The organism is Enterococcus sp. S53 (assembly GCF_016516865.1).
Lineage (GTDB): Bacteria > Bacillota > Bacilli > Lactobacillales > Enterococcaceae > Enterococcus_D > Enterococcus_D innesii.
The window spans coordinates 12,129-24,179 of sequence record NZ_JACVUH010000004.1; the positions used below are offsets into that span (position 1 = coordinate 12,129).

Here is a 12,051-nt window from a genome sequence, read left to right on the forward strand (position 1 = left end):
TCGTCTTCCCCTTTACCAGTATCTTTGCCAATCAGGCAATGCCAATCGGATCAATCCTTCTAAATAGAAATAATCCCCCCAAAGATTGGGTTCATCGATGCCTTTGCCTTCCGCATGAGCATACACACCATGCAGCAATAAGCCTTCATTTTCTGGTACTTGGCTCGCTGCATACTGCTCGCCTAATTGGTAAAGCATTCCTTTAGCGATTTTTTGGGCATCGGGATATGCACCCATTTCCTCTGCTTCCAACAAGCCACAAGCCGCAATCGCTAAAGCAGAGCTGTCTTTTTCAGCAGGATGTTGGTCGTTAAAATCAAAGTCCCAATACGGCACCAAATCTGCTGGCAAATGAGCCAAAAACACCTCCACGATCTGCGGATAATTTTCTGGAAAAGGCTGGCTATGCAGGTAGCTTTCATTCAAAGGAAGCCCTAAAATCGCCCAGCTCTGTCCTCTTGCCCAAATCGATTGGTCGCTGTTTCCTTGATGCGTCGCACCGTGACTTGGCTGCCCCGTCTCAGGATCGAAATAATACGTATGAAAGGTGGTAGCGTCATTCTTGATGACGGTCTTTCGGACTGTCTGATAATGCTTACTCGCGGCCTCTGCGGAACGAGGCTCTCCCGACAATTGAGTTGCTGCAAATAAAAGCGGCAAGTTCAGTAGCGAATCAATAATCAAGCGGTATTCTTGTGGGTCGCCATAAGTGCCCCATGCTTGAATAAATTCCCCCTTTTCTTGAAACCGTGCCAGCAAAACATCCGCTGCTTGAATGACTTCTTGCTTGCAGTGTTCATCGCCAGTGATCTTGTAGCCCGCACCGGCAGATAAGCTATATAAAAAACCAATATCATGATGATCTAATACAAAATGGTCGTCTAAACGCGTTTGAAAACTGTCGATATTTTCCATAGCTCGAGTCAAAAAGTTCTTTTCTTTGGTCCACTCATAGGCGAGCCACAACATCCCGGTCCAAAAGCCATTGGTCCAATCATCGTTGCCTTTCAGCCGATATTTGCCATTGGTGGCACAGGCTGAAGGAAATTGTGTGCCAAAGCGCTGACTATTTTTTTCGATCTGTTGGATGCACGCGGTGATTTTATCCGCTAACCACACATCGGTCACTTTTTCTCCTAACAGGATCAAGCGTTGTTTGTTCTCTTGCAGACGCATATTTACCCTCTCCTTAACTTGTTAACATATTAACTGAAATCATTATAACGTAAACGCACAAAAAAAGCGACCTTCCTTCCTTGATTCCTAAAAAAAAGAGCATGACAACTGCACACAAATGCAGACCTGTCATACTCTTGTCCTCTTTTTTTTAACAGTTCCAACCAAATACTTCGATTTGTGTAAGAGCTGGAAATGGGGAATCATCCTCTGCTTTTTGCAGCTCTTTATAGGTTAGCTTAGTCGTTTCTTTTTTCGGAAAACGAACTTCTTGAAATGACGCCGTATTTGTCGTTTCCACCACCAGCTCTTCTCCATCAGCAAAGACCAAGGTTCCTTTGGTCCAATAGCTATCATGGGGATAATCTGCCCGTAATAGGAAGCGAACCCGATCGATCAAGACAGGACGACCAAACTCAATGGTCAATGCAGCATCGGCTTGCTGATTGATGCCCCAAGAAGCAAACGGATACGAACCATGGGATCGGTTGCCATATTTTCCATCAATCGCATTCTTGGCAAAAAAGACGGAATCATCTCGCGTTTCCACATTCGCTGAAGCATGAGGATACGCCCCTGTCGCTGACTTTTGATCATGGGCATTGAAGGATAAATTTTGATAATTCATGATCTCAAATTCATGGGCTTTACGCACCATCAGGTGATGGCGCTGCGAGGCAAAGGCCGTTTCCACCGAGGACTTTCGAGCGGATTCCGTCCAAGGAATCTGATACGCCCAAGTGGATTGGGAAAGATAGATCAGTGATGGTGCTAAGGTTTCATCAAGCTGAAGGACATAATACGGATTTTCCCCCGTCACCTCAATAACGATCTTGTCTCCTTCCTCATAGGGATAGTTTTTAATGGCTAATACGGCCAAATCATCACCAGAAACTTGAAACGGCGCGGGTTCTTTTTCATGGTCGATGCGACCGACGATCACCTGGTCCTGCTTATTTTTTATTGCTAGCGTAATCATTTGGATCGATCCTTTCTTTTTCTACGATACCACCGACTAAACAAATCAAACGGTGCTTCCCTGGCGGAATATGTTGTGCTAAGTATGGAAAACTGGTTCTTGGAAAAAAGACGGAGGTATTGGCTTCTGGCTGAACAATACTGGCTTGTTGATAGCCTTCGATGTTGATGATTTGAGAACAAAAGCCTCCTTCACTGACTCGACTCCAGGTCGGTCCTGTTTGAGCCTGAGGCAACCGTCCAGTCAGCGGTACACTAAATCCTCCCTCACGAAGGTCCAACGAAATCGTCGTCGTCAACTCGTGCACGCGCACATGCCACTGACCAAATGGATAAATCTCAGTTTCAATCACTACCTCCTCAAAGGGCGCCCATTGGTAAAAGACGCCTTTTTCCGTCACTCGATAATCCCTGACTGCCCCCTTCGTGCGAAAATAGCTGCCATCTCGAGCAATAGCTAATGTGCTATCGAAGGCGCCTTCGGCATACGTGACGCCGGCTTTCGGCACACTGAAGCCAAATTTGCTCGAATAGACGAATTTGCTGTATTTTGCTTGAGCATGGGCTTGCTGCTCCAGCATCAAGCCCGCAGGATACCCTAATAGATGATGGCTTTTTTCATTGTGCACCAGCAACATATTGCCTTTTTCCATCCGTTTTTGCGGCTCTCTTTTGATTGGCTCAGGTTCAGCCCGCCAAAAAGGATGCGTTTCTGCGACCGCTAAAAGCAAAAAGGTCTTCAGCCCCCAGTAAGGCGAGCCTGGTGCATTGTACCCTTCTGCCATCACTTGATTTTCATAGTGATATCCGATGGACAAGCGACCATCGAAAGTGAAAATCTCCTGCGCCATCCAATTGCGCAAGTGTTTCGCCAGTAGTCCTCGCACCTGTCCCCATGGGATCGCTTCGACATCTGCGAAAACCAGCGCCGAGAAAAAAGCCCCTTGCGCAAACCGATAGGTCAGGCTGCGGCCATAGGGCAAGGCTTCGCCGTCTTCATCAAAATAATAGATGAAATCTTGGGCAAATCGGGTGGCTCGTTCTTTAAAACGCTGTGCCCATTCTGGGTCTTCGTCTTGCATAAATGTAGCGTAAATCAAGCCATAATAATGAAACGCAAAAGGAATATAGTAATCTCGCTGCGTCGTTTTCCCATCTACGTACCAACCATCGCCAATGTACATGGAATCGATCAATGCCAACTCTTGGGACAATGCTTCTTTTGCCAACGGTTCCCCACAGTGAAACAGGGCAACGCGAATCAACACTTTGAAGAATGTCCAGTTGTTCTTAGGAATCTTGCACTCAAGTGCTTGGGATAGCCAAGCCACTAGCTTTCGCTGGTTCTTCTGCGGCAACGCTGTCCAAAAAGCATCCTTTTGCAATAAAAGAGTCAATGACAATGCGGCTGCTTCCACGATGTATTGATCATAATCCGTGATCCTTCCCCAGTAAAACGCGTGTTCAGGATCTGTCCCTGCTATCACTTTTTCTACGTAAGCTGCTCGTAACGGATCATCTGGGCAAACCCTCCAATAAGGCGCCAGCCCCCACAAAGGACGCACAAGCGCTTCCATCTCAGCCCGTGTTCGGTCATACACGGCCCCACTGTTACCTAGATTCAGTCCTGGATAGTCATCTGCCAAGATCGCTGCTTGCAAAGGAGAGATCATGTCTTCCACTGCCCGCTGATAATCCAGACGCGTCAAAAACGGATTCTCTTTGATTGCCATTTGCTTCATACGCCATCTCCTTCTGTCAATTTACAGAACAGAATAGCAAGCCACGACTTTTTTATCAAGCGATCTTCTGCTGGCAATACTGCTGAAAAATGAGAAAAGATTTTTGGGGATTTTTGACTTAACCTGTTAACAAAAAAATAGGAATTGAAGCTATGGGAAAGTGACTGGAGAAATGGCGAAAGTTAACTTAGATAAAATGAGGAATTTATTATAAATCAACATTGATTTCGTGACTTTTTTTCATAAAAAATTTCCCTGAAATTATACTATAGATATCCATCACATGATAAACATTTCTTACATTTTTTCAGTTCGAATATTTCTGAGTATTGATAATATACTAAAGACAAAAAACTTTGATTCAAATAGACATGACGAAAGAAGAATGATTGTCTATAATAAAATAGAATTCGTTATTTGAATAAATACCCATAGTAGCAGAAAGGAGTGCGCAGATGGCCGTATATATTGAATTGTCTAATCCCATCCATGGAGGAGAAGGTTGGGAGCTAGGAGAGGTTTTATGGAGTCCCGTTGCTTCATCATGGAACACAATTATGAGGAAACCCAAAGAGGGGGATATGATTTTACATTCTATCAAAGACAAAAAACGAAATGTCAATCATAGATTATGGGGATGTTCTCAAGTTGCTGGTTCCTATAAAATCTTATCAAGTCCGCCACCGATCCCAGCTAATTGGGATGGATATGACGAATACTATCAAATCCCCTTAAAGTACTACACAGAATTTCAGGACAAAGTTTTTTTACAGGAAGTTATCGATCAGAACAAAGACGCATTAAAAGCGATAGCGCCTCAAAAATCTTTTTATACGGAAACAGGTGTGCGAATGCAACCCGCACAGAAATACTTGGCGCCTGTTAGTAATGAGCTATTAGAAATCTTAACTCCTTATATAAAAAAACCGGTCTACTATAACGAAAACAAGCAGAGATCAGAAAATATTGTACGTGAAGGTGATTCAGAAGAACTTCTTAGTGTGGGAAGTGGTGGGCAGGTTGCCCGGATTCAAACAACTATCGATAGGATTGTTAGGGACACGTCTCTTGTTAAAAAAATGAAGCAAAAATACAATAATCAATGCCAAATTTGCGGTAAATCCATTTCATTGTCCAAACAAAAATATTACTCCGAAGGACATCATTTAAAAAAACTTGGGGGTATTCATCAAGGGCCAGATATTGAGAGGAACATTATTATACTTTGTCCCAACCACCATGTTGAATTTGATTATGGGGCAATTGCAATAGACGTTCACTCACAAAAAATTATTCATACAGACCCGCACAATCCTTTTCATAATAAGGAATTAGCATATAAAAGAGGAGATTTAAATAAAGAATTTTTAACATACCATTTAAAAAATATATTTATAGGATAAGCCCCATAAACGGAGTGTTTAAAATAGGATTTTATTCCTTTGCTGAAAATCTAAATTCTTTTTTATAATTCAATTTAGTTAAGTATCTTTGATATAACGTTTAATAATTCTCTTTAGGGTAACTATTGGACGTTATTTACTTTTATCCTAGCTGCTTCTATTTTAGGTATCTATTTCATCTTTTTCTCAAAGCAGACCACACTTACCTCCTGATCACTGACTGTTGTCACGGCTTTTCGTGTCTCTTTAAATCCTTGACTCTCCCAGAAAGATCTACCGGCTGTATTTTCTTCAATAACAGCGAGAGATACGAGAGAAATCCCCTTTATGCGCCAGTCTTGTTCTACTTGCTGATAAATAGCTTGCCCGTGCCCCTTACGTCTTTCGCCAACCAGCAGCAAGCCAATATACGCAGTGCCCTCTTGCGGATAATCAACAAGATAATCCATAACAGCAATTGGTTTTTGATCATAATAAATGATAGAAAATACCTTTTGCTCTTGAACCACGGATGGCGGTAGAACAGTCATGTCTCGCATGAGTTGTTCAATGGAAGGTGTCTCTTTCGTTAAAGCAAAATAGGCCTGGTTTTTCTGATAAATGCTATAGGCAGCTTGTTGGTTTTCTGACGTGACGGAATGAAACGTATACTCGTTCATGAATGCTCCTTTATTGTAGGTTTATTGAACCTTATTTCGACCAAAAGTGAAGCAGGTGGATTTGATGGCTTTTACTGCTAGTTTATCCTATTCAATTCCCCTTGTAATTACTCTCGAAACCTCTTCCTATTTACGTTTCATTCCTACGATGATAACCGAACTTGTCAAGGTATAAAAAGACACCCTAAAGCCTTAAGTCAGAAGCCTGCCACTTCTTCTCAAAAGCCCTTAAGATGTCTGATTATTGGCTATTTCTCTTGTCAAACAGCGAAAAAACTATTCTTCGACCGTGACTTTGTCCCACCAAGAAGTGGCGGTCTTTTGGATCACTTCATTCAAGTCTTCGATGTGCTGTTTTCCGGTACTTGCTAGCCATTCTTTGGCTGCTTCTGTTCCTTGTTTTACAAAGGGTTCAACGCCATCTTTCCACGTTGCCCGGCCGCACAAGACGCCATTGAAGGTGGAACCGGCTTCTTTGGCAAAAACCAGTGTTTCTTGGAATAAGCTGGCTGATACGCCTGCACTGAGAAAAATAAACGGCAGATGCGTCGCATCGCTTTGCGCTTTGAAATACGCGGCAGCTTCTTCCTTGGTATGCACGGTTTCTTCCTTGGCAAAACCTGCCACATAATTCATGTTAACTGGTACTTCCACTTTTAACACATCGACTTTGTACTGTGGTTTTGAAAATTCCTTCATCAATCCGATGACTTTTTCTGGTTTGCGTTGCGCATATGCTTTTGAGTCGACTTCAGGTAGCTCCGCATCATAGGAAAGGACTTCTAAAAAGAAGGGCAGATCAGCGGCTTGGCATTCGCTGCCGAGTCGTTCCACAAAGACGTGTTTCAACTGATTGATCTGGGTAGCCTCATCTACATCATAATAAAGCAAAAATTTGATGGCATCGGCGCCTGCTGCTTTTAATCGCTCAACCGACCATTCCTCTAATAAATCAGGCAAACGTCCCGGCTTAGTCGCATCATAGCCGGTTTTTTCATACGCCAGCAAAAGCCCCGCCTCTGGATCACGACTTTGCGCAGCTGCCAACCCATATTCGGGATCTAATAAAATGGAAGACGCGTAAGGGGTCAATTCTTGTGAGACTAGCTTTTTAAACTGGCTGATTTTTTCTGCATCAGCCTCCACGCCAAGTGCTGCCATCATTTTTTTCAAGGCACCTCGTTGGTCGATTGCTAAAGCTGCGATCACTCCTTCTTTCGTTGACAGGCGATCCATCGCTGCTTTTTTGGCTTTCGTTACGGTTGCTTTCATTAAAATTCCTCCTTTTTTGTCCATGCCAAAGAATCAACCGCTTTCACTTTTTTCAGCGTTGGCGAAACGGTTGTCAGCACGTATAAAAATGTTTATTGATGAAGCCGTTCGACTGATTGGCCACCGCACGTATCGACTTCGTACACGAAAAGATACGTGCTCGTGGTGGGCTTTCTCAGTCATCTTTCGTTGTTATACGGATGAATCGTCACGCCTTTGACCACCCGATTGACGGTACGTGTTGGCGAAGGGGTGTCGGGTGTATTCCCGACTTTGATCGATGCCAACAGTGCGATCGTTTGCGCAAAAACAATGTCTGCTAAGGCAAGATAACCGTCTGGCAATGATGTGTCATCTGGAAAGAAAAAGTTTGTTCCTGAGAAATTCACAGCGGCCGGCTGTCCGATAGCAGTCACTGCGGCGGCGATGCCGTCACTTTTTAACTCTTCCAACATATCAAGATCATACTGCCGCGTGTAGGGCGTATTGCTGACAAAAACAAAGACGAGGGTTTGATCATCTATGAATGATTTCGGTCCATGACGGAAGCCCATCGAAGAATCGAACACGGTGGCGATTTTTCCCGCAGTCAGTTCCAATACTTTTAGCTGTGCTTCCCTGGTCAACCCCGACAACGTGCCTGAACCAAGGTAAACGATCCGCTTAAAGGAACGGTCCGTCAGCACTTGGAGTTCTGTTTCTCTGTCGATCACTTCTTGCCCCAATTGGCTAAGGGTTTCAACATAATGCACTTTTTCTGTCAGAGGCGTCTGGTCAAAAATCAGCAGTGCCGAAAGAGCCATGCAAGAAAAACTACCCGTCATCGCAAATCCGGCATCATTTGACCTCTCAGGCATCAATAACAGATAACTCGCTTCATCAGCGGCAGCTTGTTGTGCCAAAGATCCGTCGGCTGCACAAGTGATCGTCAAATGATAGCTGTCGGCAACGAATTGATCGACGATTTTGACCGCTGCTAAACTTTCTGGTGAATTGCCACTTCTAGCAAAAGAAACGAGCAGTGTTGGCTCATCTGCAAATAAAACTTGTTCTGGAGCAGCGACAATATCCGTCGTAGCAATACTTTCAAAAAGATAATCCGCCGTTGCACCGGTCTTATTCAAATAAGGAACGATCGTATCTCCGACATATTGCGACGTCCCCGCTCCCGTGAAGACCACCCGGATTCGTTTGTCCGTCTTTTGCTTGATGGTACGTAAGAAAGCCGCGATCGCCTCTTGCTTTTCTTGATAGATCGTTAAGGTTTCTTGCCAAAGTTCTGGCTGTTGTTTGATTTCTCTTGTTGTAATCTCCGCACCTAATTCTGCTAACTCCTTTGTTGACAGTTGAAACATCTTTTTTCCTCCTAGCTACTGTTTTTCCAGTATGTATTCCCAGTGACGGTACGAGAAGCGCTTGTCTTGGATGAAGGCTTAGCGATCACCCAAATGGCAAACTTCCTTGACTTCACTGGTTTTGAATACACGCCTTTTCTTTGCTCGAGTGGATCATTTCAGACTGTCTAGGAAATGCGCTACTCGTCGTTACGCAAGTGGCGGACTTTGTATCTAAATTGGTCTGCTCGAGCAACACTCAAGGTGTATTCGATCACTTCATTTTCAATATTGAACGTGCTGCGTACTAGGTTCAACACCGGCGCACCTTCGTGGATTTTTAGCAATGCCGCATCTTTTGCACTGGCAATACTGGCAAAAAATTCTTCGTCCGCGAGGCGGATCACTTGATAAAAGTCTTCATGAAAGATATCGTACAATGGTTTTTGCTCGATCATCTCACTCGTTAAATTCATGAAGCGTTTGACGGGCAGATAAGAACGCTCGATCATCATCGGTTGGCCATCAGCAAGACGCAATCGTTTTAACTTGTAGATCGGCTCGCCGATGGAAACTTGCAACTGAGTGGCAAAATATTTTGTCGCTTCCATTTTTTTGAATGCCAATACTCTAGTTTCTGGTTGTTTCCCTAGTGCTTTCATCTGTTCGGTAAAACTATAGGAACCTGATAAATTGGTTGCCTGCTTGCGGATATCTGAGACAAAGGTGCCCTTGCCATGTTGGCGATAAATATAGCCTAATTTTTCTAATTCCTGTAGTGCCAAGCGAACGGTGGTCCGACTTAATCCGTAGCGCTTTGACAGTTCTCTTTCTGAGGGAAGCATCGTGTCTGCTTCCATTTCATTTTCGATTTTTTCAATCAGTAAATTTAACAATTGATCGTATAATGGTTGTCGATTTTTATTGATATTCATAAGCCCCTCCAAACTGGTTACTACCACATAACGAGTGTACTATTTCCCGATAGGCGTGTCAAACAATCGTCTACAGGGGCTCTGTTTCCTGAATTTGCGTCTTTTCACGCAGGAAAATGAACCAATTGCCAGTACGAGCTAAGCTGAAAAGTCAGCTGTTGCTTGCTTAGCAAAACTCCTCCTGCGTGTTGCGCCGTTTCTTCTGCTAGCTTGCTTATTGCGGCCAAATGGATGGATACAGACCAAAGCCAGAACCGATCAAGCCGATCACTAGCAGCAAAGCGATACATTTCAACGGCGTCCAGCCGCGTTTTGATAAGAAGAAATACAGCATCAGCGTGATGGTCAATGGAATCACTTGCGGCAAGATCCCATCGAGGATTTTTTGAATATCGATCGTCACGGGCACTTCGTTGACTTTGTTAAACGTCAATTCATATTTGCCGTTAGCCAGTTCGTTGACCGCTGCATTTTCTTGCAGTGTGTCGGTCAATTGACCATTCTCATCCGTGGTATACAGCATATCTCCATAAGCGGCAATGGCTGCTTGATCATCCACGATCGTCGTCGCTTGCGTCACTTCATTGGTAGTGCCGTTAGGGATCTGAATATCCAAAGACGTCGCTCCATACACGCAGGTCAAGGAGCCAACAACAAAAATCCCTAAAATACTCGCTGCTCGGGTGAACTCTTTGGCATTTTCCGTTAAGATCCCAATCGCATCTGTCCCTAAACGATAAGACCAGTGCATCAAGAAGAACCGTAAGCCGAATTGGGCCGCATTGAATACCAGTAAGAAAATAAACGGTGCAGCGATGTTGCCGTTGATCGCCATATTTGCTGTGATACCAGCTGTTATCGGTACCAGAGTGAACCAGAATAACGCGTCACCGATCCCGCCTAGCGGTCCCATCGCGGCGACTCGCACTGCTCGAATCATGGGAATATCGGCTTTGTTTTGTTCCATCGATAGAATGATCCCCATCACAAAGTTCACGAGGAATGGATGAGTATTGAAAAACTCTAGGTTATGGCTCATTGAAGCAGCCAAGTCCTTTTCATTTTTGTGGATTTTTTTCAATCCCGGTAAAATACTGAATAACCAGCCTCCTGCTTGCATTCGCTCATAGTTGAAAGAGGCTTGTAGAAATAAGGAACGCCAGACCATATTGTTCAAGGTCTTTTTATCCAGTTGTTCTGCGGGCGCTTGTTCGCTATAAGAATCGGGAATATTATATGCCATCTTCGTCGCCTCCGAAATCATAGGTATTGGCTGCTGCTACTTTAAATTTGGACTGGATTTGATAATCCCAAAAGGCTAATGCAAAACCGATAAAGGCTAGAATGATCAAGGCTGGTCCTTGCAAAGAAGGTGCCGCCATTACGATCGTGGCTAAACCAAACCCCATAAAGAAGAAGCCCCACATTTCTTTGGAAACCATCACTTTTAGTAAAATCGCAAAACCGACATACCGCATCATGCCCCCAGCTGCGCCGAGCCCACCCATCAACCATTGAGGGATCGCTGCGACCGCCTGATTCCCGAAGGCAGCACCGCCGATAAAGAATAAGACCACGATCAAGCCAAAGATCGTTCCAAGACCCGCCATCGCTAAATAATTGATTCGATCAATGCCCTTCGTATTGGCATCATGGGCGTAGCTGTCGGCTTTTGACATTACTGGTGACATTAGTGAGAAGATAATCGTCACCCCATATTGCCCCAGCAAAGAAAACGGAATCGCCGTAGCAACCGCTACTGTTGGTTCTAGCTGCAGCGTGATCGCTAAGATTGCTGCCATAATTCCGCCAATCACCGCATTTGGCGGTTGCGCGCCGCCCACCGGCATATTGCCGATCGTCATTAACTGATACGTTCCGCCAACGATCAAGCCGGTTTGAAGATCTCCAAGAATAAGTCCGATAACCATCCCGGTAACAATGGGTTGGTACAATGATTCTAAAAAACTAAATTGATCGATCGCGGCAATGAATGTAACTATGAAGACTAAAATGATTTGAAAAATCGTGTAATCCATTTTCTTTCTCCTTCCTTACCTCTGCATTACTGAAATAATTTCTTTTCATCTTCAACAGGTGTCGTTGGAACCCGCTGAATCACTAATTGCACCCCCATTTCCTTCAGTTTTTTAAAGGCATTGACATCTGCTTCATCGACGGCAACTGTTGTAGCAACCTGTCTCTTCCCTTCTGACATATGCATATTCCCAATGTTCAGTTTCTTGATTGGCACCCCACCTTCAGCTAATTTCAACGCATCTTGCGGATTTTCAACCACCATGAAAATCTTTTGTTTTGGCGATGCTTTATGAATGATCTCGATGGTTTTTTGAAGCGAGAAATACCTCGTTTGGACGCCAGCTGGCGCCGCCATATCCATCAACCCTTGTCTGACTTTGTCTTTGGCGACCTTATCATTTGCCACTAAAATTAGATTTGCTCCCAACGTACCGTTCCATTGGGTGGCAACTTGCCCATGAATCAACCGATTGTCGATTCGCGTCAATAAAATATTTGGTTCTCCCATAAAT

At 44.2% G+C, this 12,051-nt stretch carries 11 protein-coding genes; 1 reads left to right on the top strand and 10 read right to left on the bottom strand.

Translation table 11 applies throughout. From position 1 onward, the window contains the following. Window positions 1-12: 12 nt before the first annotated feature. The 3 genes from IAE45_RS06995 to IAE45_RS07005 all read right to left on the bottom strand — a co-directional run bounded on the left by IAE45_RS06995 (window position 13) and on the right by IAE45_RS07005 (window position 3,896). Window positions 13-1,176, bottom strand: coding sequence for a glycoside hydrolase family 88 protein (locus tag IAE45_RS06995; RefSeq protein WP_200125589.1), 1,164 nt, complete (start codon window positions 1,174-1,176; stop codon window positions 13-15). A gap of 151 nt (window positions 1,177-1,327) precedes the next feature. Continuing rightward, window positions 1,328-2,155: a DUF7402 domain-containing protein gene (locus IAE45_RS07000; RefSeq protein ID WP_200125591.1), complete on the bottom strand. Its 828-nt coding sequence runs from the start codon at window positions 2,153-2,155 to the stop codon at window positions 1,328-1,330. Then, window positions 2,130-3,896 (bottom strand): DUF2264 domain-containing protein, encoded by a 1,767-nt coding sequence (locus tag IAE45_RS07005; RefSeq protein ID WP_200125593.1) that lies wholly within the window; start codon window positions 3,894-3,896, stop codon window positions 2,130-2,132. The genes IAE45_RS07000 and IAE45_RS07005 overlap by 26 nt, the downstream gene beginning before the upstream one ends. A gap of 455 nt (window positions 3,897-4,351) precedes the next feature. On the opposite strand from IAE45_RS07005, the gene IAE45_RS07010 reads away from it, so the two are divergent. Continuing rightward, a complete protein-coding gene (locus IAE45_RS07010; protein WP_200125595.1) occupies window positions 4,352-5,299 on the top strand; it encodes an HNH endonuclease in 948 nt (315 codons plus the stop codon). Between the two features lie 170 nt (window positions 5,300-5,469). On the opposite strand, the gene IAE45_RS07015 is transcribed toward IAE45_RS07010, so the two are convergent. From IAE45_RS07015 to agaV, 7 genes are all read right to left on the bottom strand, one after another. Beyond that, the gene (locus IAE45_RS07015) at window positions 5,470-5,958 is read right to left on the bottom strand and encodes a GNAT family N-acetyltransferase (RefSeq protein ID WP_200125597.1); all 489 of its coding nucleotides are present in this window, start codon (window positions 5,956-5,958) and stop codon (window positions 5,470-5,472) included. Between the two features lie 276 nt (window positions 5,959-6,234). After that, window positions 6,235-7,230, bottom strand: coding sequence for a tagatose-bisphosphate aldolase (gene lacD, locus IAE45_RS07020; RefSeq protein ID WP_325123415.1), 996 nt, complete (start codon window positions 7,228-7,230; stop codon window positions 6,235-6,237). Between the two features lie 179 nt (window positions 7,231-7,409). After that, window positions 7,410-8,585 (bottom strand): SIS domain-containing protein, encoded by a 1,176-nt coding sequence (locus IAE45_RS07025; RefSeq protein ID WP_200125601.1) that lies wholly within the window; start codon window positions 8,583-8,585, stop codon window positions 7,410-7,412. A gap of 179 nt (window positions 8,586-8,764) precedes the next feature. After that, a complete protein-coding gene (locus IAE45_RS07030) occupies window positions 8,765-9,499 on the bottom strand; it encodes a GntR family transcriptional regulator (RefSeq protein WP_200125603.1) in 735 nt (244 codons plus the stop codon). A gap of 214 nt (window positions 9,500-9,713) precedes the next feature. Then, entirely contained in the window at window positions 9,714-10,742 is a 1,029-nt protein-coding gene (locus tag IAE45_RS07035; RefSeq protein WP_077453025.1) for a PTS system mannose/fructose/sorbose family transporter subunit IID, read from the bottom strand. Next, a complete protein-coding gene (locus IAE45_RS07040; RefSeq protein WP_005226770.1) occupies window positions 10,732-11,538 on the bottom strand; it encodes a PTS mannose/fructose/sorbose/N-acetylgalactosamine transporter subunit IIC in 807 nt (268 codons plus the stop codon). Before IAE45_RS07040 ends, IAE45_RS07035 begins: the two co-directional genes overlap by 11 nt. Window positions 11,539-11,564: 26 nt before the next feature. Next, window positions 11,565-12,047, bottom strand: coding sequence for a PTS N-acetylgalactosamine transporter subunit IIB (gene agaV / locus IAE45_RS07045; protein WP_077453027.1), 483 nt, complete (start codon window positions 12,045-12,047; stop codon window positions 11,565-11,567). Between the last annotated feature and the right edge of the window lie 4 nt (window positions 12,048-12,051).

What these genes read in the sequence shown, in the direction of transcription:
- IAE45_RS06995 (WP_200125589.1), bottom strand. Translation starts at nt 1,176, where the DNA reads ATGCGTCTGCAAGAGAACAAACAACGCTTGATCCTGTTAGGAGAAAAA.
- IAE45_RS07000 (WP_200125591.1), bottom strand. Translation starts at nt 2,155, where the DNA reads ATGATTACGCTAGCAATAAAAAATAAGCAGGACCAGGTGATCGTCGGT.
- IAE45_RS07005 (WP_200125593.1), bottom strand. Translation starts at nt 3,896, where the DNA reads ATGAAGCAAATGGCAATCAAAGAGAATCCGTTTTTGACGCGTCTGGAT.
- IAE45_RS07010 (WP_200125595.1), top strand. Translation starts at nt 4,352, where the DNA reads ATGGCCGTATATATTGAATTGTCTAATCCCATCCATGGAGGAGAAGGT.
- IAE45_RS07015 (WP_200125597.1), bottom strand. Translation starts at nt 5,958, where the DNA reads ATGAACGAGTATACGTTTCATTCCGTCACGTCAGAAAACCAACAAGCT.
- lacD (WP_325123415.1), bottom strand. Translation starts at nt 7,230, where the DNA reads ATGAAAGCAACCGTAACGAAAGCCAAAAAAGCAGCGATGGATCGCCTG.
- IAE45_RS07025 (WP_200125601.1), bottom strand. Translation starts at nt 8,585, where the DNA reads ATGTTTCAACTGTCAACAAAGGAGTTAGCAGAATTAGGTGCGGAGATT.
- IAE45_RS07030 (WP_200125603.1), bottom strand. Translation starts at nt 9,499, where the DNA reads ATGAATATCAATAAAAATCGACAACCATTATACGATCAATTGTTAAAT.
- IAE45_RS07035 (WP_077453025.1), bottom strand. Translation starts at nt 10,742, where the DNA reads ATGGCATATAATATTCCCGATTCTTATAGCGAACAAGCGCCCGCAGAA.
- IAE45_RS07040 (WP_005226770.1), bottom strand. Translation starts at nt 11,538, where the DNA reads ATGGATTACACGATTTTTCAAATCATTTTAGTCTTCATAGTTACATTC.
- agaV (WP_077453027.1), bottom strand. Translation starts at nt 12,047, where the DNA reads ATGGGAGAACCAAATATTTTATTGACGCGAATCGACAATCGGTTGATT.